Here is a 19,267-nt window from a genome sequence, read left to right as displayed (position 1 = left end):
CAATATCGAAATAGTTTATTGATAAAAATCATAAGTTTAGTTTTTAGGCAAAGTGTTTGACCGATTTGTCGTCAAATCAAACTATATATTTGTATATTATTTCAAGCATAATAACGATATGACTCATATTTAGAGAATATTATGGCAAGCAATGCTTATCAAAAATTTTATCGTCAATTTACAAAAAAAATCTTAGATAAAATTGTCAGCCCACAAGTTTTAGGCGATACAAAAACTCTTGAAAATACAGTTAATGATCCAAACACAGCTAATTTTCCGATTTGCTATGTCATTCAAGATGACTCAACTTCAAATAAAGTCTTGATCGACAATGAAACAGAAAAAAGAAAACTCAGCCCTGCTTTTGCGCCACTTAATCTAGGGGCAGATTATCAGGAAGATGATCGTTTTATCACTTTAGAACCTACCAAAAGCAATGCTTCTGCCTACTACCCAGATAAAATTATTCGCTTAGTCGAATATTTATTGAAACATCCTGAGCAAGATGTGCTTTTAGTGCCAACAACGATTTTATGGGGACGTGCACCAGAGAATGAAGATAGCTGGTATAAAGCATTGATGACCGATGCTTGGGCTAAACCAACGGGCATTAAACAAGCACTGAATATTACCCTGTATGGCCGTAATAATTATATTGAATTCCATCAAGCAGTTTCTTTACGCCAGTTAATTGACTCAGCCATTGAACTCACACCCAATTTTTCACCAGCGCATTATGTGGTGACTGAGCTCAATAAACAATTTAATGGCTATAAAGAAGCAATTCTTGGTCCTGATATTTCAGATCGTCGCAATGTGATTAACAAACTCATGGTGAGTGATGCGGTCAAAGAAGCCATTCTCAATGAAAGCATTCATAAAAAAATCAGCATTAATGAAGCCGAAGCACTCGCGCATAAATACCTCGATGAAATCGTCTCTGATTTTTCTTATTCGACCTTACGCTTTGCTGAAATTGCTTTAACTAAATTATGGACCCAGCTCTATGATGGTATCGAAGTACATAATTTCGATACGGTTCGTGAACTTGCCAAAGATTATGAAATTGTCTATACCCCTTGTCATCGCAGCCACATTGACTATTTGTTATTGTCTTATGTGATTTATAACCGTGGCTTGATGGTTCCCCATATTGCAGCAGGTATTAATTTAAATATGCCAGTGGTTGGGCAACTGATGCGTGGTGCAGGTGCATACTTTATTCGACGTAGCTTTAATGGTAATGCGCTTTATACCGCTGTTTTTAAAGAATATATCTACAGTATGCTCAATCGAAATACACCGATGGAATACTTTATTGAAGGTGGTCGTTCTCGTACTGGACTTTTATTGCCGCCTAAAAAAGGGATGCTCGCAATGACCATCCAAAGTTATTTGCGTGGCAATAGTAAACCGATTGCCTTTATTCCGACTTACTTTGGATATGAAAAACTGATCGAAGGCAGTTCATACATAAAAGAACTGGGTGGACAGAAAAAACAAGCTGAATCACTATTTGGACTACTTAAATCTATTCAAAAGATTGAAAAAGTCTTTGGTGTTGTCCACGTCAATTTAGGTGAACCAGTTTTCCTTGAAGAGATCTTAAAAAAGAACAATGCTCCACAACGTGTTGCTTTGCATGAAGAGATGCCTGAGTCTGTTAAAGCCACGGTCAATGATGTTGCATTTGATATTTTGGAAAATATCAATAAAGCCGTAGTGATTAACCCTATCAGTTTGATTTCTCTAGTCTTATTAAATGCACCAACCCATGCTTTGGCAGAGCGTGAAGTATTGGTACGTTTAGAACAATTCCGTAATCTACTCAAACAGCATCGTTATGATGAGCGTATGCAAATCACTGAACTTTCCAACACAGAAATCATTCAATATGCCATGAAGCTTAAACAAGTTGAATTGATTGAGCATGATAATGAACGTTGGGTGAAAGTCAGTGATATACAGGTGGGCTTGCTTAAGTATTTCAGTAATAACATTCTGCACACGTTTATACTGCCAGCACTGATTGCCAAAGTATTGCGCGTTGAAACAGAGCAGCAGCTGTTTGAGATTTCAAAATCTGATTTATATACCCAAGTCATCGAACAATACCCACTTATTCAAAAAGCCTTCTTTTTAAAATGGGATGAGTCTGAAATTGAGAGTGAAATCACACAAATTGTCGATTATTTTGTTGCGGAGAAATTAATCACACTTGAAGCAGATCAAAGCATTAAGATTTCAAATGCAGATCCTAAAATTCGTTTACTTTCCGCCCTTGCTCATCTATATGATGTCAATGTGGTGAAAGAACCTGAAAAAGAAAGCAAAGAGAAATAATCCTTTATGTTTTGGTTTTGATCCACAATAAAAAAGTTCCTTCAACCATTTGGATAAGGAACTTTTTTATAAGCGTATATAGCTCATAGAAATATGGCTAATTGATTTACTTTAAAGCAAAAAATGATTTTTAGTTATTACTTAGACGTTTTTCTTAATCCGTTTTAAATGCAATAAAACCATGATAATTCAATACTTGAGCAAAGTTTTCCACACGCTTAAAACCTGCTTGCAAATACAAAGCGCTCATTTCATCAACAGAAATTAAAGCAAAATCTTGTTCAATACGATCGGTCATAAGTTGCGCCTGTTTTTCTGTTAATCCGGTTGCTAAACTCAGATTTTTTAAAGCTTGTAATTGTTTGGTATTCGAAATTTCCATCAACTCATAACTTAAACATAGACCAGTACTGCTTAGGTGATTTGCAATATCTTTTAAGAATTGTGCTTTTGCATCAACTGGAACAAAATGTGAAACCAAGATCGCCAAAGCCACATCAAAACTCTCATCGACTCGTTTAAGAACAGATGTATCACCTTGTATAAACTGAATACGAGAAGAAAACCCTAAGCCCGCTATATGTTGTTTGGCTTTATCAATCATATTTGCTGCAGGATCGATTGCTGTAAAATTCCAATGAGGAAATTGCTCAGCCAAATATTGCAGTTCATAACCTGTACCACATCCCACGACTAAAATCTGCGCTTGAGTCGATACATAGCTCTTTAATACAGCATGGACTTGTAAATGTATCAGTTCATAACCGGGAATTAATTTACGAATATGTGCATCATATCCTTCAACTACAACTGGATTATTAAAGTCCTTTGCCATTTCTTTAAGCCTTGCAATGATGATTAATATTATTCCTGAGGATGTTTGACTTTCACTGCCTGTAAACAAAAATCAGCGATTTGTTTTACAAAATACTCTTTATAACTTTTATCAAAACGCTTGGTCTTGGCGATACTTAAAGGTTCAATCACAACAAAAGTCATTGCACCCACGATGCACAATGCCGTGGTGTTTAAATCCTCAAAAATAAACTCACCTGAATGACGTCCTTCGGTCAAAATTTTAATAATACTTTCTTTAATCAATTGCTTGCTTTGAAAACGTTCTAATTCAAATTGAGGATCGACAGGTTCAAACAATAAAGAATAAGACAGTCGAGGGCTATTCATTGCCCTTTTTACAAAGGTTGTGACAGCTCGATCTAATTTTTCTACAGCGCTGAGTTGGGTATGTGCAATATCATTGAGAATATTGACTTCGATATGAATCGCCGCATTTAAAACTTCAATCAATACCTGATTTTTATTTTCAAAATAACGATAGACCAGTCCACTTGAAACGCCTGCCCGATCTGCAATCGCTTGAATTTGTGCATCTTTAAATCCTCCTTGTGCAACCAGTTCTCGTGCAGACAATAAAATCATCTCGCGGTTCTGTTGCATTTTCTCTTCCATGACAGAGGATCTTTTATAGTTCATAGCGATACGTAAATTCCATTCCAAATAAACTGGCAGCGAATAGTTTACCCTGTTGATACCACAAGGTAATTTAGATTAAATACTAATAAATTTTGCAACAATTAGCTATCCACCTAGATCGCTTGATTCAATATTTAATAAATCATTGATGAACTTAATCATCTTGTTGATGTTATTTTGTACCATTGCTGATCTATCAATTCCTCATCGATCAAAGCAGTCATTTTAAATTACTTCTTTTTGGAAAATGATCTTTTTTAAATCAGCGATTGATCCTTCAATATTCTTCAATGATCTAAGGCAACTTCTTAAGACAATGCACATATGAATTGTCCGATAATCCCCCCTTAAATTGGTCATTACACCCCTTTATTAAATCCAGTAAAAATGATTCACTAAAATCATCAAGCTTTCAGATAAAACTTAAATAAACTAATAGCTTAACCTCTATTAATCACTATAGTTTTGTCTGAATTTTATATGCGAAATAAAAAAAACATTCAAGGAAAGAAAAGCATGAAAACTCAATCACTCATTCTCAGTATCCTCAGCGTTTTACCCACTGCTTATACTCATGCAGCTGCGATGGATCAATCTGGTCAATCGATACTGGCGTTTCTTGAAGACAAGAATTATTTCGAAGCCAGTATTGCCGCAGTTGACCCGAAAGTATCAGGCAAAGTCCGAAATCGACCTGATTTAGTCAATGCGGGCAGCAATGATCTGAGTACAGGTGATATGGCACAATCATATCAATACTATAATGCAGCATTAAAACTGCAAATTGCGCCAAAAGTTTCCTTTGGGCTCATCTATGATCAACCTTATGGTGCTGCAATCGAATATCCTTTACGTAGCAATAATACCTTCTCTGATACTGAAATCAGTATGAAAGGTACCCTTGCGGATGTTGATACTCAAAATATTGCGATGCTATTTGGTTTTCAGCCAGATGCTCATTTTAACCTCTACGGTGGTGGCGTATACCAGACAGTCAAAGGTAAAGTGTCTTTACGTGGTAATTCGATGAGTGTGTTTAATGGCTATGATGCCAACTTTAAACAAGATAGTGCTGTTGGATGGCTTGCTGGTGCTGCTTTTCAGATTCCTGAAATTGCTTTAAAAGCAGCAGTGAGTTATCGTTCTAAAATCAAGCACAAAATAGATGCTCAAGAAACAATTTTTGGACAACCTTTAGCATTCACCACTGATAAAGATACAGAAATCAACACGCCACAATCGGTAAATTTAGATTTTCAAACAGGAGTTTATAAAGATACGCTGGCATATTTAAATGCGCGTTGGGTAAATTGGAAAGATTTTAGAATCCGTCCAACACAGTTTGGTGCACTCACTGAACTGGCAACGGCTGAGTTAAGCCAAGGCCTATATGCTGGTGGATTTAATCTGGATGACTATCAAAAAGACCAATACAGCATCACTGTTGGCTTAGGACATCAATTCACACAAAAATGGGCTGCGTCGGCTGATGTTTCATGGGATTCTGGTACTGGAAATCCTGCTTCTGTATTAAATCCTACCAAAGGCGGTTGGGGCTTAGGGTTGGGTGTTCAATACAATCCTACTGACAATTACTTTATCGCAGGAGGCATCAAATATATTTGGATTGGGGACGCCACGGCACAAGATGGTACCTATTACATTCCGGTACCCGGTGCTTCAGAAATTGCCCAACAAGGTGATTATCGTGACAACAATGCCATAGGCTATGGTTTAAAAATAGGTTACCGTTTCTAATGCTCGATGCGTGATCTTGTTAAAATTATTTTTTAGCGTAGACTTCATTCTAGTGTATATACTTGAGAATGAAGTCTTTTTCTTTTTATTCAAAGACAAATTCATTTTTCCGTCATTTGTATACGCTATAAATTTTAATGATCAATATGAATAAACCTCAGTAAAAAACCAACTTAAATTAAAGGATCAGAATATGAAATTATTACGTTTAATTCCAATTCTCGCTTTAGGCACTATCTTAACCGCATGTGGTGGTATGCCAAAGGAATGTGAAGAATCTTGGAAGCATATGGAAGACTTGGCAAAACAAAGTGGCATTCCTGAAGATTCACTAAAAGAACAGAAAAAAGCCTTTGAAGAAGAAATTAAAAAGTTATCTAAAGAAGATGCTATTCAAGCCTGTAAAGCACAGTCTTCAATCATTGGCATGGTTAAGTAATTTATCTTTGATCTACAAAATGGATGCTTCTGTTTGCAGGCATCCATTTTTGCCTGTAAATAAAAACTCAAACTTTAATTTTGCCATTTTAATCGTCACAATTTTTTGCTTCACTATAAATAAACATTGGGCCTAAATCATAAGTCTGATCATTCCTTTTCACTTGTGGAATGAATGCACTTGAAATTGAACCATCTAAATATAAAGCTTGATCTGTTTTAAGCTGCGACTTAAAAATATCAGCAAAATTATAAAAATTAATTTTTCCACGACTTATCACAAAATACAGTTGATTATTTTTAATTCCCACCCCATTGCGAACTTTTAATGAATCTGAGTTTTTAACGAAAATTGGATTGATCTCACCATTGATCAATAACATTGGACCAGATTGGGTAGCATAACGAGCTTTAAAATTAGATTTAAGATATTGTTCTGTGGTTTTAATCACAGCTTGCTTATTGTTCCAAGCAACCACACCATTGGGTTGCATAAAAAAATTACCAAATTTGTTTTTTTGTTGGTTTAATTCTGTTTGTTGTTTACCTTGTTCAATGTACAACCCCACTGGTGCAAAATTAGGGTGATACATTCCTGCATTCATGGCAAAACTGATCTGGCATTTTTTAAGCTCTTTTTGCACAGTTGCGAACTTTTTATAGGTTTGCCCTTGTTGGTTTTTTAAAAATAGTTGTAGCTGATCCAGATCTTCGATACGTACAGCATCTGCGATCACCTTCTTGTCTTTGATTATTTTGATATAGTCAGTATTGGCATTGACGTGAAATGAAAGTGCACTCAATCCCATCATGCTTATCAGCGCATATACCCCAGTTTTAAAATTCATAACATCCCCATGCAAAGCGTTATATTTTATCGTGTGATCTATTGAATAATGAAGGCTAATTAGCACTTTTAATGCATTTTTTTACTTAATTATCACTTTAAGGGCTATCAAATTCATTTTGCATGGTTATAATCAAACTATCCTTTCAATTAAATACATGTGTACACTTTATTTGAACTGAGTGGAATATGCAGACAAAACAAATAGCTAAATACCCGTTAGGTGCGCATTTAATCGTCAAACATTTTGGCTATAGCCATCATGGAATCTATGCTGGAAAAGGTCGTGTTATACATTATTCAGGGCTGGCACATTTTGTAAAAAAACGCCCAATCGAAATCACTTCACTTGAAAAATTTTCACATGGTAAAGTGATCCGTGTCCGTTACTATGATCAACCTAAGTTTTCTGGTCGTCATGTGGTGCGACGTATGCGTACACGTATGAACGAAAACAGCTATCATTTGATTATCAATAATTGTGAACATCTGTGTAGTTGGGCAATTACAGGAGTTGAAAGTAGTCCTCAAGTGGTAAAAATGATGAACCGTTTAACCACGATTGGCTATATCAGTTCAATCATGACCTATATGAATGGTTTATTTTTAACAGTTGCAACCACCTGTTTTGCATTGGTCTTATATATAAAAATGAAACTCAGGGCCCAGTCAAAATTAAAACTTCCAACCTATTTATCACTTAAAGAACAACAGCCTAAAAAGTAAAATACTCAACTAAGTTCTTCATATGACGTTAGGCAAAGCCCTGATTTTAAATCACCACTAAAATGGTGAAAATTTGTCTTCAACCAATTTGAGTTCTATTCCATGTTCCAAATAAGCTTTTAAACCATCCAGCACTGTGGTGAATCCCCCAGTCGCATCTATAATAAATTGAATCAGTTCAGAGCCTTGTAGTGAAATATCGTAATTTCTAATTTTTAAATAGGTTTGCTCGGGGCTAATTTCTTCAAATATAAAATCTACCGATGTTTTGGGTTCACCCCAAGTAATTTGAATCAATTTATTTTCAATAATGTTAAATACCATAACCTTTGCGCTGACTTGATACTTATCCCAACTCCATTGCACAATTTTGCCTTCTTTTAGCGGGCCTGTAGAACGACTAAACCAGAATTTTGAAGTAATTTCAGGATCAATAAATGCATTAAAAACCGCAGACACGGGTTTACGAATTAACATTTGAGTTTCAATGGTTGGATTCATTCTTATTACTCTTCTAAGCTTATATAGAACTATATATGGATAACAAAGTGATACTGATAACATAAGTGCTATGTAATCAGTATCATGAGAAGTGGTCCCACATGTTTGAACAACTAAAAGCTTATTTATAAGTGATACTCTGCTCTAGTTAAGCTACCTTATTTTGTTGTGGTAGCTGGTCATAGTAAAACTCATCTGGAGTCATTTTGTCCAGACTCGAATGAGGTCGTTTCAAATTATAAAATTCAAAATATGCGTTTAATTGCTTCTTCGCATCCAAAACATTGCTGTAGGCTTTGAGATACACCTCTTCATATTTAACGCTCCGCCATAATCGTTCAACCATCACATTATCAACCCATCGACCTTTACCATCCATGCTGATTTGGATGTCATTTGATTTCAATACATCAATAAATGCATCACTGGTAAACTGACTGCCTTGGTCTGTATTAAATATTTCAGGTCGACCATATTTTTCAATAGCTTCATTTAATGTTTCTATGCAAAATGTAACCTCCATACTAATCGATACTCTATGCGCAAGTACCTTGCGGCTATGCCAATCAATCACAGCACATAAATAAACAAAGCCTTTTGCCATAGGGATATACGTTATATCCGTAGACCACACTTGATTACTGCGCTGAATAGCCAATCCTTTGAGCAGATATGGATATTTGCGGTGAGCTTGATTAGCCTGGCTTAAATTTGGTTTGCAATATAACGCATTAATGCCCATTTTCTTCATTAAAGTACGTGTATGACGTCGTCCTATATGATGTCCTTGACGATTCAACAAATCACGCATCATACGGCTACCTGCAAAAGGGTATTGCATATGTAACTCATCCATACACCGCATCAGCTTCAGATCTGATGCACTCACAGGTTTTGGGCGATAGTAATAACAACCACGGGAGACTTTCAGCAGCTGAGCTTGCTTAGATACTGAAATCTGAAGTGAGTCATCGATTAACTTTTGTGGTTGAAGCGGCCCAGTTTCTTCAACACACCTTCTAAAAAATCAATTTCTAATGCCTGCTCACCGATTTTTGCATGTAGTTTTTTTAGATCGATGGGTGGTTCTGTTGGAGCTTTTGATTGATCGAAAGCTTGCGAGGAAGCTGAAATCAGTTGATTTTTCCAGTCGATAATTTGGTTTTGATGAACATCAAATTCAGCACTCAATTCAGCAAGTGTTTTTTCTGCTTTAATCGCAGCAAGTGCTACCTTAGCTTTAAAATCATTTGAATGATTTCTTCTTGGTCTACGTGCCATAAAATACTCCATATATTGATGTTTATAACATCATTTGGGGAGCAAAATATCACTTATAAGTGTTGTTCAAATTTCCTGATCCACCTCTCATGTTTTTGTTAACAAATTTAACGGATTAGTTTTGAATAAGTGATGATTCAACAATGCGCTGATAGCGCTCTGAAAATTGACCATTCCAATACGGGTAATATGGATATACTGGATAAACCGCACTGACTTGATTTAAACGCTGTAATTGTGAATCCGTAAGCACTAGATCTGTTGCAATGAGATTATCTTGCAGTTGTTGTTGATTTCGAGCACCAATCAGTACAGTAGACACTGTAGGACGTGTGAGCAACCATTTTAAAGCAATTTGTGGGACTGAATATCCTGTGTCTAATGCAATCTGTTTTAAGGCATCGATTACCCTATAAAGATATTCTTCGTTTACAGGTGGTGCAAATTGAGCTGTTTCGTGTAAGCGACTATTTTCAGGCAAAGGATTGTGACGATCAAACTTACCTGTCAAACGTCCCCATCCCAAAGGACTCCACACAGCAGCACCTATATGCTGATCATGATTTAAAGGCATCAACTCCCATTCATAATCCCGACCTATCAATGAATAATACACCTGATGTGCCACCATTTTTTCATAACCATAACGATCTGCAATCGACTGCACTTTCATCAATTGCCAGCCTGAAAAATTAGATGCCCCGATATAACGAACTTTTCCGCTTCGGACCAATTCATCTAAAGTTTTCATAAGCTGATCTAGCGAAGTAAAGCTATCAAACTGATGTAACTGTAAAACATCGATATAGTCTGTATTTAAGCGTTTTAACGATTGCTCTACAGCATGAATTAAATAATGACGACTCAATCCGACCTGATTCACTTGTTCATTGCTACGAAGCGCAACTTTAGTTGAAATAATTGCACTGTGCCGATACGGCGCTAATGCAATTCCAAGCATTTTTTCAGATTCACCGTCTGAATACACATCGGCCGTATCAAAGAAATTAATTCCTGCATCTATACATGTAGTAATCATTTGATTGGCTTCTTTCTGCCCTGCTTGTCCCCATGCAGAAAATAGAGGACCTTTCCCACCAAAGGTTCCAGCACCAAATCCCAACTCAGATACTTTTAAACCAGAATTGCCTAAAAAATTATATTTCATGATCATTCACCTTGATTGAATAATGTGTCTCATCACAAAATAACAACTTGGTATTATTTTAAAAATCAGGATAATAAGGAATTACTTTTTCGATTTTATGGAAAATGAATACACAAGACTTTCAATTCTTCTTACGTGTCGCAGATTTAGGTTCAATCAGCCAAGCGGCAAAAGAAGCCAATATTGCAGTTTCAGTGGCAAGTCAACGAGTGCAAAGGCTTGAAAATCAGCTCAGTCTTAAACTTTTTTATCGCACGACACGGAAACTGAGTCTGACCGAAGAAGCCAAAATATTGATTGAGCAAGGACGTCCACTACTCGATAGTTTCCAGACATTAACCGAAAATTTAAAGCTTCAAGATCAAAAGCTTTCAGGAAGCATCAATATCACGGCTTCCGCAACCTTTGGAACACAGATACTGGTTCAGGTTATTGCTGAGTTTTTAAAACAACACCCTGAATTATTAATCAATTTAGATTTAGATGACCAAAATGTAGATCTTATTAGTCAAGGCATGGATCTCGCGATTCGCATTGGCAAACTACAAGATTCTTCTTTCATCGCAAAACCATTATCTATCAATAAGCGCTTACTTTGTGCTGCACCTGAATATCTCACTAAATTTGGTATCCCCAAACGTTTAGAGGATTTACAGCAACATCGTTGTATCGTGCAACGTCATCAACAAGGCATCAGCAATACATGGAACTTTGTGGATCATGCTAACCCAAATAGAAGATTAGATATTCAGGTAAATGGCTATTTTATTACCAACTCCGGCGAAGGGATTCGTCAGGCATCTTTGGCAGGGCTCGGCATATCTAATCACTCACTTTGGCATGTCAAAAACGATTTAGATTCAGGAAAACTGGTTCATGTGCTTCCTGATTTTATGGTAGAACCCACTGCTATTTATGCTGTTATTCCCGATAAAAAATTAATCTCTGATAAAGTAAAAGTTTTTATTGAGTATTTACAGGATTACTTTAAAGAATTCTAATGATGATTTGGCTAATGTTATCCGTTATTCCAAATGACAAACATAATCTACAACTTCGCTGGATTGCAAACTAAAACGGCTATTTGCAGGAACAGTAAAAAACTCTCCAGAACTGTAGACTTCCATTTCTTCTTGATCTGCTATCCGAACCAAGCATTTTCCAGAGACAATCTCAATGCGCTCAGTCACATGCGTTTCAAAAGTTAAAGGTTTCTCTGTGGGTAAAATTACCCCCAATGTTTTCTTCGAACCATCTTTGCATTCGATAAGATAACTGATTGATCGCCCTTTATAATGAACATTAGGTTTAATATGGACCGTAACAAAATCAAATTGGGAAGACATATATTTGTCCTGATTATTATTTGTGCATTTACTATATCGCTTTTCTATAGTATTCCTCAATCAATTTCAAACAGCATAAAAAAAACCTAGCCGAAGCTAGGTCTTAAATCATGATTTCATTCAAGATTGAATAAAATTATTTACCTGGTTTAAAGCTATCTTTCAAATCTAAGACACGGTTAAACACAGGTTTATCTGCTGTATGATCATATTGATCCGCAACAAAATAACCCTCACGCTCAAACTGGAAACGATCTTCTGGTTGCGCTTGAGCCAAAGCAGGCTCGATCACTGCTTGAAGTACCGTTAAAGACTCTGGATTTAAATTTGCCAAGAAATCATCATCTGCATCTGGTGCAGCTTCGGTGAATAAACGATCGTAAACACGAACCTCAGCCGGAATCCCTTTCGACGCAGAAACCCAATGTACAACGCCTTTCACTTTACGACCTTCTGGGTTTTTACCTAAAGTTTCAGGATCAATTGAACATTTCAACTCGATCACTTCGCCATTGGCATCTTTAATCACTTCATCACACTTGATCACATAAGCATGACGTAAACGTACTTCACCCTCAGGAACTAAACGTTTAAAGCCTTTTGGTGGAACCTCTTCAAAGTCTTTACGATCAATAAAGATTTCAGAGGTCAAAGGAATAATACGATCGCCCATATCTACATTTGGATGACGTGCATGGCTTAAATCCAAATCTGCTGGCAAGTTAGTCAAAGTTACTTTCAGCGGATTTAAAACAGCCATACCACGTGCTGCTGTATTTTCAAGAGATTGACGAATACAGAACTCAAGCATAGCCACATCAACGATACCGTCTGTTTTAGACACGCCTACACGCTTACAGAACTCACGTAACCCTTCAGGGGTAAAACCACGACGACGCATGCCCACCACAGTTGGCATACGCGGGTCATCCCAACCATGAACATAGTTACCTTCTACCAATTTACGTAATTTACGTTTAGAGGTAATCGTATAGTCTATATTTAAACGGCTAGATTCATACTGACGTGGAACTGATTGTGAATGCACTTTCTCAACCACCCAATCATAAAATGGACGATGGTCTTGAAACTCTAAAGTACATAATGAATGGGTAATCCCTTCAATCGCATCTGACAATGGATGAGCATAGTCATACATTGGGTACATTTTCCATTTATCACCCGTTTGGTGATGTTCTGAATGAAGTACACGATATAGAATTGGATCACGCATATGTACATTTGGTGAGGTCATATCAATTTTGGCACGTAATACTGCTTCACCTTCAGCTAACTCACCATTGTTCATTTTTTCAAAACGAGCAAGGTTTTCTTCAATAGATGCATCACGATAAGGTGAGTTTTTACCTGGCTCGACAAAATTACCACGGTTAATTCTAATTTCTTCTGGGCTTTGTAGATCTACATAAGCATCGCCCTGTTTGATCAACTGAACTGCCCAAGAATGTAATTGGTCAAAATAACTTGATGCATAGCGAGGTTCGCCATTCCACTCAAAACCTAACCATTTTACGTCATTGGCAATACCGTCAACATATTCTTGTTCTTCAGCATCTGGGTTGGTGTCATCAAAACGCAAGTTACACAAACCATCGTATTCTTGAGCAATGCCAAAATTTAAGCAAATAGCCTTTACATGGCCAATATGTAGATAACCATTTGGCTCAGGTGGAAAACGTGTAACAACTTTTTGTGTACGGCCCGCTGCCAAATCTTCTGTAATGACTTGGCGTACAAAATCTAAGCCCGCTTGTTGTTCTTGCTGCGCATTATCGACAGGGCTTGGACTATTTGTCGGGGTTTTCGGCAGTTCTGAAACAACATCATTTGGCTTCATAGTTGATAAATCACTTCTAAAAGTTAAAATTGAATATAGAAAATGTGATTTTATCCTTTTTTAACAAAAGAATTTCACATTTTTACTTGCTATGTAGTTTACAGTTTGCTTATGCTTCTCTCAACCAAAAACCCATGACATTTTTAGTCATGATTAGGAGATTATAGAATGAGTTTTCCTCAAGTCGAATTAAACACCAACAAAGGACGCATTGTTCTTGAACTTAACTCTGAAAAAGCACCAAAAACTGTTGCTAACTTTTTAGAATATGTTCGTGATGGTTTTTATGATGGCGTAATCTTCCATCGTGTTATTGATGGTTTCATGATCCAAGGCGGTGGCATGGATGAAAACTTCAAAGAAAAAACCACACGTGATTCAATTGAAAATGAAGCGGACAATGGTTTAAGCAATGACGAAGGTACGATTGCAATGGCACGTACTCAAGCGCCTCACTCTGCTTCTGCACAATTTTTTATCAATGTAAAAAACAACTCTTTCCTTAACCATACAGGTAAAACTGCTCAAGGTTGGGGTTATGCAGTATTTGGTAAAGTAACTGAAGGTTTAGACATCGTTGAAGCAATCAAAGGCGTTCGTACAGGTAACCGTGGTTATCATGCTGATGTTCCTTTAGAAAACATTGTGATTGAATCTGCAAAAATTATCTCTGAATAATTTATAAATCCTCCCGAAGCTGACTTTTAAATAAAAGGATACTGTTCCCTTTACAAAGCAAGCTTGGGAGGAGTTATTAAATAGGAAAAATAAGTGACCTATCTGTTTATCGCTGATTTACATTTGTCACCAGAACACCCTCGACTGGTTCGAGGGTTTTTTGATTTATTAGAACACTATAAATATCAAAATACGCAACTGTTTATTCTCGGTGACTGGTTTAATGCTTGGATTGGGGATGATTATACTGCGCCTTGGTTAGATGAAATTATTGAGCATCTAAAACAATTTTCCTTGCAAGCTGGTAATCAAATTTATTTTCAAGTGGGTAACCGTGATTTTGCCTTAGGGCAAACATTTTTAAATCAGTTTAATGGTAAATTACTTCCTGAATTTTATACATTTAACATTGGTAATAAAAAATTTCGTCTTGAACATGGCGATGCTTTATGTACCGATGATATTTCTTATCAACGATTTAAAAAAATTATTCGTAATCCAATTGTATTGGGACTTTTAAAAAGCACCCCACTTGGTTTTAGACAAAAACTTGCCAACGGTTTTCGTAAAAAAAGCCGTGAATCTCAACAAAATAAATCCTATAAAATTATGGATGTTAACCAACAAGCAGTAGAAAAAGCAGTTAATAATGTCGATCTGTTGGTTCATGGTCATACTCATCGCCCTGAAATTCATGATGTAAATGGTAAAACTAGAATTGTTTTAGGGGATTGGCGTGAAAAAACATCTGAAGCAATGATTTTAGAAGTGGATGAAAATGCGGATTGGAAATTTATTAAATGGACAATTTCAGACACAAATCACTTTACCCATGATTAAAAATCATGATTTTTCACCTTTATTTACGTTTTGAAGATTCAAATTTCGCGATTTTAGCATACAATATATCGAAAATTTACGATATATGAGATCGCCTTATGGATGTATTAAATGTAGCAAAAACACGTTACACCACAAAAGCTTATGATTCTTCTAAAAAGATTCCTCCAGCACAATTTGCACGTTTACTTGAAATCCTGCGTTTAACCCCATCGTCAATCAATATCCAGCCTTGGCATTTTTTTATTGCTGACAATGATGCAGCTAAACAACGTATTGCTAAAGCCTTAGTCGGAAAATATAGCTACAACGCACCAAAGGTTTTAGATTCATCACATACGATTTTATTCTGTACCAAAGCCGATATCACAGAACAGCACCTGAGTAATTTACTTCAGCAAGATGATCTCAGTGGCCGCTTTAAAGATGACAAGGCCAAACAAGGTCAAAAAGACAGTCGTACAGGCTATGTCTCTTATTATCGCAATGAAAAAGGTGATATTCAGCGCTGGGCGGAAAATCAAACCTTTATCGCACTGGGTCAAATGCTATTAGCTGCAGGTATTGAAGGTATCGATGCAACGCCAATCGGTGGTTTTGACGAAGATATTCTGACTGAAGAATTAGGCTTAATTGAAAAGAATTTGGTCCCGTCTGTGATTATGACACTCGGTTATCGTAGTGATAGTGATTTTAATGCAAAACTGCCCAAGTCTCGTTTGACCCAAGAAGAAGTCTTTACTCGTCTATAACTTTTTAAAGTACTTGCTCCTACTTAATAAGTGCTGTGGGGCACACCACGTCCCTCAGCACTGAATCATAAGAACTTTTTGTTAAGAGAAATCACTTTCACAGGCATCCATAAATTCATTGATTAACGCGCTTGGATTGGCTCTTTTGGTCCACGAAATGGGTTCTTCATAATATTCAAGCTCATGAATAATGACTGGAAGATTTTTCCCAAATGTATCTTGAAGAATATTTTCAGAAAATAATTGCTGAACCATTTTGATTATTTGTGTAATAAACAATTGAGCAAACTGCTCGCCTTTTTCTAAAAGTTCATTAAATAGCGCATCATCTTCTTGTTCAGCATATTCCATCTGTTTTTGAGAATAATAAAATGGCGTTTGCTCAAACCATTGTGCCAAAAGCTGATCATTCTCTCCACCAATATCCCAAGACGGTTCTTGTAACCAATAGGCATAATTCCATTTCGCTTCAGCTTGACTCGAAGCTTCAGAAATTTGCGCTTGAAACTGTTGATTGGTATTAAAGTTAAGTTCAACTTTGGGAAAACAAGGTTCATCATCGTCACAATAGTAGTACAAGGCCAAGGCGTACACATCGTGATAATTTTGTGCAATATATTGAATCGATTCAACTAACTTTGCATAACTCGTTTCATGCCAGTGCTTTTGCGTTGTTGATTCTATATTCATAACACACCTAATTATTTTTACCAGCACTCTGGTGAATATGGACATTCACCAGAGTGCAAATACAAAAATATTGCCTATATGATTAAATCGGATGCGAACTTGCAATTTCCTGACTAATCATCACAGCTGTTGCAGCAGACAACGTCCAGCCTAAATGCCCATGCCCTGTATTGTAAAATACCCGTTCACGTTTTCCACGTTTTACCACAGGCATCATATTCGGCATCATCGGACGTAAACCCGCCCACGGAATACAATGCTCGGTTGAAATATCGAAGTTCTTATTGACCCAATCTGTTAAAGGTTGGATACGATCTGAGCGGATATCTCGATTATAGCCATTAAATTCAGCAGTTCCAGCAATACGTAAACGATTGGCACCTAATCGTGACGTGACGATTTTCGCACTTTCATCGAGCAAGCTGACCCAAGGTGCGCCATTGATACTTTTTTCATCATCCAATTGTACGGTGATGGAATAGCCTTTTACAGGATAAACATTCACACGATCGCCCAATTGATTGGCCAATTGGTAACTGCCAACACCACCACAAATCACCACGGCATCTGCACTGAGTTGTTCGACTGCTACTGAACCGCCTTCCATGTTTTCAACACTCGAATGATATTGAATATTTACCCCATTGGCAGTGTGTTCTACATTCAAGACTTCCATACCAAATAAATATTTTACCCCATATTTTTCAGTCGCTTTAGCAAGTCCAGTGGTAAATTTATGGATATCACCAGTTGCATCACCTGGGCAATAAAAACCACCATAGTATTCACCCGTCAAACTCGGCTCGATGGATTTAATTTCTTCATTGGTCACGGCATGACGCTCTAAACCACCTTTACATAACAGCGCATTGACGTTGGTTGCCACTTTATAATCATATTCAGAATGGTAGAAATGTAAGATGCCACGTTTTTCTAAATCAAAATCAATGCCTTCTTGTTCAGCAATATTAAATAGCCTTTGACGCGCTAAAAGTGCCATTTTCACTGTATTTTGAGTATTTGCTTCATAGTGTTTGATATTGCCAAGGAATTCGACCAGCCATGCATATTTGTGCAAATCAAAAGATGGATTGAGCAATAATGGTGCATCTTTCTTCGTCATCCATTTAATGCCTTTTAACACAGTGGATTTTTGATTCCACACTTCAGCATTACACGCAGACAGCTGCCCACCATTGGCAAAAGATGTTTCCATTGCGGGAAATAAATGTTTATCAATAACAGTAACTTGATAACCTAATTGAGCAAGTTCATAGGCAGAGGTAACACCTGTAATACCAGAACCAATAATGACGACATGACACATACGCACACTCCGTTGAAATGCAATATTTTTTTATTACATTGTCAATGTATGCCCCATCTGTCATGTGTACCTGAGAGCTTCGATAAAAACCTAAACTATTTAGGCTTTACCATCCCCTTCGGTGAGTCATTTCTTTTTTGTTTTCAATAGAATGACTTCTCTCCAGAGGTTTTACAATGATTACAGTCCTTTTGCCTGAGAGTTTCCGGGGTCGTTGCTCCTTCGGCGAGTCCGCAAGAGACTTCTCTCCTGCAATCATCTTTCCTTGTATTAGCAATTAATATGCCATGAATTTGTTCGAATACAAGTAAAATATGTTCAATTATTCTCTAATTTTTAAATTAAAAATTAAGATCTTTAAATTGCTTAAGAATTAAATAGCTTAGCGATTAAATTGTTCAGCGACTCTGGCTCTGTTGTAGCTTGATTGAAGTCAGCATCAAGCTTTGTCAATTCTTGAAAAGTTGTCGAACATCTTGCAAAGTTACAGCGAATGTTTTTCATTTCCCCATTTCTAATCGCGGTAAACGACGCTTTTATTATTATTTTCATATTTATTCATGCTTTAAAATAAGATTAATGGTTTTTATATGTTCCAAATCATCAGGATATAACTCAACATTACGCATACTATGATTTTGTCGATTTAATATCCCGATTTGTTCATCCTGATAAAATTCTTGATTCATCTTTAAACCATTCACGATACAATTTGCGATGTAATCTTGTTGCCCTTGAAATAACAGAATGTTATTTAATCTTTTTGATATTTGAATTTTAGCCTCTAAAGTCTGTTGATGTTCAACACCCAACATCGTTAACAATAATAAGAAATGCTGATCATTCAATTGAAAACTCAAAAGTTCTTCTAGCGTAAAAAACCATGCTTCAAAGTGCCCACTCAGATTGCCTATATATAGATCATTGAGATAATAATTAATCTGCTCTTGGGTAAACTGGATATCTACCCGAATATCAGCACTAATGGAAAATTGATAATTTCGAATGCTATTATTTTCACTGGGTAGAAATGATTGATACCACGCTGCCAATTCCTTGCTATACGGATCTAAACCAACCGCTTCCTGAATCGCCTCATCTAAATTCAACTCCTTTTCTTCATCAAAACCACGAAGTAAAAGCAGAAACCAATGCCAAAAATATACATTGGAAAATGAAATTTCCTGTTCTGCGACTTGGTGATTTTGATTCATATCGCC

General features: G+C 36.6%; 19 protein-coding genes and 1 riboswitch. Of the genes, 8 read left to right on the top strand and 11 right to left on the bottom strand.

The window, feature by feature from the left end; genetic code table 11:
* Positions 1 to 141: 141 nt before the first annotated feature.
* A complete protein-coding gene (plsB, locus tag L3V46_RS09675; protein WP_239045542.1) occupies positions 142 to 2,343 on the top strand; it encodes a glycerol-3-phosphate 1-O-acyltransferase PlsB in 2,202 nt (733 codons plus the stop codon).
* Between the two features lie 154 nt (positions 2,344 to 2,497).
* Here plsB and L3V46_RS09670 read toward each other — a convergent pair whose 3' ends face one another.
* Together L3V46_RS09670 and L3V46_RS09665 are read right to left on the bottom strand one after the other, a co-directional pair.
* Positions 2,498 to 3,178 carry a class I SAM-dependent methyltransferase gene (locus L3V46_RS09670; RefSeq protein WP_239045541.1) on the bottom strand — a complete coding sequence of 227 codons (681 nt, stop codon included), beginning with the start codon at positions 3,176 to 3,178 and terminating at the stop codon, positions 2,498 to 2,500.
* A gap of 29 nt (positions 3,179 to 3,207) precedes the next feature.
* Positions 3,208 to 3,837 (bottom strand): TetR/AcrR family transcriptional regulator, encoded by a 630-nt coding sequence (locus L3V46_RS09665; RefSeq protein ID WP_034615342.1) that lies wholly within the window; start codon positions 3,835 to 3,837, stop codon positions 3,208 to 3,210.
* Positions 3,838 to 4,353: 516 nt separating this feature from the next.
* Between L3V46_RS09665 and L3V46_RS09660 the strand changes: the two genes are divergently transcribed.
* Together L3V46_RS09660 and L3V46_RS09655 are read left to right on the top strand one after the other, a co-directional pair.
* Complete coding sequence (locus L3V46_RS09660; RefSeq protein WP_239045540.1) at positions 4,354 to 5,595, top strand: transporter; 1,242 nt, start codon at positions 4,354 to 4,356, stop codon at positions 5,593 to 5,595.
* Positions 5,596 to 5,788: 193 nt separating this feature from the next.
* Positions 5,789 to 6,034, top strand: coding sequence for a hypothetical protein (locus L3V46_RS09655; protein ID WP_004719975.1), 246 nt, complete (start codon positions 5,789 to 5,791; stop codon positions 6,032 to 6,034).
* A gap of 88 nt (positions 6,035 to 6,122) precedes the next feature.
* Here the strand turns inward: L3V46_RS09655 and L3V46_RS09650 are convergent, their stop codons facing one another.
* Complete coding sequence (locus tag L3V46_RS09650; protein ID WP_239045539.1) at positions 6,123 to 6,881, bottom strand: phosphodiester glycosidase family protein; 759 nt, start codon at positions 6,879 to 6,881, stop codon at positions 6,123 to 6,125.
* A gap of 188 nt (positions 6,882 to 7,069) precedes the next feature.
* On the opposite strand from L3V46_RS09650, the gene L3V46_RS09645 reads away from it, so the two are divergent.
* On the top strand, positions 7,070 to 7,606 hold the full coding sequence (locus L3V46_RS09645) for a lecithin retinol acyltransferase family protein (protein ID WP_004821822.1): 537 nt from the start codon (positions 7,070 to 7,072) through the stop codon (positions 7,604 to 7,606).
* A gap of 57 nt (positions 7,607 to 7,663) precedes the next feature.
* Here L3V46_RS09645 and L3V46_RS09640 read toward each other — a convergent pair whose 3' ends face one another.
* The 3 genes from L3V46_RS09640 to L3V46_RS09630 all read right to left on the bottom strand — a co-directional run bounded on the left by L3V46_RS09640 (position 7,664) and on the right by L3V46_RS09630 (position 10,556).
* Entirely contained in the window at positions 7,664 to 8,107 is a 444-nt protein-coding gene (locus tag L3V46_RS09640; RefSeq protein WP_239045538.1) for an SRPBCC family protein, read from the bottom strand.
* 148 nt (positions 8,108 to 8,255) lie between these two features.
* A protein-coding gene (locus L3V46_RS09635; protein WP_225367773.1) for an IS3 family transposase occupies positions 8,256 to 9,388 on the bottom strand; the annotation gives its coding sequence in 2 pieces (ribosomal slippage) (positions 8,256 to 9,136 and positions 9,136 to 9,388; 1,134 coding nt in all).
* A gap of 115 nt (positions 9,389 to 9,503) precedes the next feature.
* On the bottom strand, positions 9,504 to 10,556 hold the full coding sequence (locus L3V46_RS09630) for an aldo/keto reductase (protein ID WP_239045537.1): 1,053 nt from the start codon (positions 10,554 to 10,556) through the stop codon (positions 9,504 to 9,506).
* Between the two features lie 104 nt (positions 10,557 to 10,660).
* Here L3V46_RS09630 and L3V46_RS09625 point away from each other — a divergent pair, with 104 nt between their 5' ends.
* Positions 10,661 to 11,557, top strand: coding sequence for a LysR family transcriptional regulator (locus L3V46_RS09625; RefSeq protein ID WP_239045536.1), 897 nt, complete (start codon positions 10,661 to 10,663; stop codon positions 11,555 to 11,557).
* Between the two features lie 24 nt (positions 11,558 to 11,581).
* On the opposite strand, the gene L3V46_RS09620 is transcribed toward L3V46_RS09625, so the two are convergent.
* Together L3V46_RS09620 and L3V46_RS09615 are read right to left on the bottom strand one after the other, a co-directional pair.
* Positions 11,582 to 11,902: a pyrimidine/purine nucleoside phosphorylase gene (locus L3V46_RS09620; protein ID WP_239045535.1), complete on the bottom strand. Its 321-nt coding sequence runs from the start codon at positions 11,900 to 11,902 to the stop codon at positions 11,582 to 11,584.
* Between the two features lie 136 nt (positions 11,903 to 12,038).
* Positions 12,039 to 13,760, bottom strand: a complete 1,722-nt coding sequence (locus L3V46_RS09615; protein ID WP_239045534.1) for a glutamine--tRNA ligase/YqeY domain fusion protein — start codon at positions 13,758 to 13,760, stop codon at positions 12,039 to 12,041.
* 168 nt (positions 13,761 to 13,928) lie between these two features.
* Between L3V46_RS09615 and L3V46_RS09610 the strand changes: the two genes are divergently transcribed.
* The 3 genes from L3V46_RS09610 (at position 13,929) to nfsB (ending at position 16,030) form a co-directional block, all read left to right on the top strand.
* Positions 13,929 to 14,438: a peptidylprolyl isomerase gene (locus tag L3V46_RS09610; protein ID WP_004821835.1), complete on the top strand. Its 510-nt coding sequence runs from the start codon at positions 13,929 to 13,931 to the stop codon at positions 14,436 to 14,438.
* Positions 14,439 to 14,531: 93 nt separating this feature from the next.
* Positions 14,532 to 15,278, top strand: coding sequence for a UDP-2,3-diacylglucosamine diphosphatase (locus tag L3V46_RS09605; RefSeq protein WP_239045533.1), 747 nt, complete (start codon positions 14,532 to 14,534; stop codon positions 15,276 to 15,278).
* A gap of 98 nt (positions 15,279 to 15,376) precedes the next feature.
* The gene (gene nfsB / locus L3V46_RS09600; RefSeq protein ID WP_034615314.1) at positions 15,377 to 16,030 is read left to right on the top strand and encodes an oxygen-insensitive NAD(P)H nitroreductase; all 654 of its coding nucleotides are present in this window, start codon (positions 15,377 to 15,379) and stop codon (positions 16,028 to 16,030) included.
* A gap of 81 nt (positions 16,031 to 16,111) precedes the next feature.
* Here the strand turns inward: nfsB and L3V46_RS09595 are convergent, their stop codons facing one another.
* The 3 genes from L3V46_RS09595 to L3V46_RS09585 form a co-directional block, all read right to left on the bottom strand.
* Positions 16,112 to 16,720 (bottom strand): DUF4303 domain-containing protein, encoded by a 609-nt coding sequence (locus L3V46_RS09595; protein ID WP_239045532.1) that lies wholly within the window; start codon positions 16,718 to 16,720, stop codon positions 16,112 to 16,114.
* Between the two features lie 82 nt (positions 16,721 to 16,802).
* The gene (locus L3V46_RS09590) at positions 16,803 to 18,047 is read right to left on the bottom strand and encodes a D-amino acid dehydrogenase (protein ID WP_239045531.1); all 1,245 of its coding nucleotides are present in this window, start codon (positions 18,045 to 18,047) and stop codon (positions 16,803 to 16,805) included.
* Positions 18,048 to 18,220: 173 nt separating this feature from the next.
* Positions 18,221 to 18,309: riboswitch (glycine riboswitch) on the bottom strand.
* Between the two features lie 292 nt (positions 18,310 to 18,601).
* Entirely contained in the window at positions 18,602 to 19,261 is a 660-nt protein-coding gene (locus L3V46_RS09585; RefSeq protein ID WP_239045530.1) for an Imm19 family immunity protein, read from the bottom strand.
* Positions 19,262 to 19,267: the final 6 nt, after the last annotated feature.

This window comes from Acinetobacter sp. AG3 (genome assembly GCF_022343575.1).
GTDB classification, from domain to species: domain Bacteria; phylum Pseudomonadota; class Gammaproteobacteria; order Pseudomonadales; family Moraxellaceae; genus Acinetobacter; species Acinetobacter guillouiae.
Note: the sequence above shows the minus strand (reverse complement) of the source record. Positions and strands in the feature narration are given on the sequence as shown.

Coding starts and splice junctions, on each gene's coding strand:
- plsB (WP_239045542.1), top strand. CDS start 142: ATGGCAAGCAATGCTTATCAAAAATTTTATCGTCAATTTACAAAAAAA.
- L3V46_RS09670 (WP_239045541.1), bottom strand. CDS start 3,178: ATGGCAAAGGACTTTAATAATCCAGTTGTAGTTGAAGGATATGATGCA.
- L3V46_RS09665 (WP_034615342.1), bottom strand. CDS start 3,837: ATGAACTATAAAAGATCCTCTGTCATGGAAGAGAAAATGCAACAGAAC.
- L3V46_RS09660 (WP_239045540.1), top strand. CDS start 4,354: ATGAAAACTCAATCACTCATTCTCAGTATCCTCAGCGTTTTACCCACT.
- L3V46_RS09655 (WP_004719975.1), top strand. CDS start 5,789: ATGAAATTATTACGTTTAATTCCAATTCTCGCTTTAGGCACTATCTTA.
- L3V46_RS09650 (WP_239045539.1), bottom strand. CDS start 6,881: ATGAATTTTAAAACTGGGGTATATGCGCTGATAAGCATGATGGGATTG.
- L3V46_RS09645 (WP_004821822.1), top strand. CDS start 7,070: ATGCAGACAAAACAAATAGCTAAATACCCGTTAGGTGCGCATTTAATC.
- L3V46_RS09640 (WP_239045538.1), bottom strand. CDS start 8,107: ATGAATCCAACCATTGAAACTCAAATGTTAATTCGTAAACCCGTGTCT.
- L3V46_RS09630 (WP_239045537.1), bottom strand. CDS start 10,556: ATGAAATATAATTTTTTAGGCAATTCTGGTTTAAAAGTATCTGAGTTG.
- L3V46_RS09625 (WP_239045536.1), top strand. CDS start 10,661: ATGAATACACAAGACTTTCAATTCTTCTTACGTGTCGCAGATTTAGGT.
- L3V46_RS09620 (WP_239045535.1), bottom strand. CDS start 11,902: ATGTCTTCCCAATTTGATTTTGTTACGGTCCATATTAAACCTAATGTT.
- L3V46_RS09615 (WP_239045534.1), bottom strand. CDS start 13,760: ATGAAGCCAAATGATGTTGTTTCAGAACTGCCGAAAACCCCGACAAAT.
- L3V46_RS09610 (WP_004821835.1), top strand. CDS start 13,929: ATGAGTTTTCCTCAAGTCGAATTAAACACCAACAAAGGACGCATTGTT.
- nfsB (WP_034615314.1), top strand. CDS start 15,377: ATGGATGTATTAAATGTAGCAAAAACACGTTACACCACAAAAGCTTAT.
- L3V46_RS09595 (WP_239045532.1), bottom strand. CDS start 16,720: ATGAATATAGAATCAACAACGCAAAAGCACTGGCATGAAACGAGTTAT.
- L3V46_RS09590 (WP_239045531.1), bottom strand. CDS start 18,047: ATGTGTCATGTCGTCATTATTGGTTCTGGTATTACAGGTGTTACCTCT.
- L3V46_RS09585 (WP_239045530.1), bottom strand. CDS start 19,261: ATGAATCAAAATCACCAAGTCGCAGAACAGGAAATTTCATTTTCCAAT.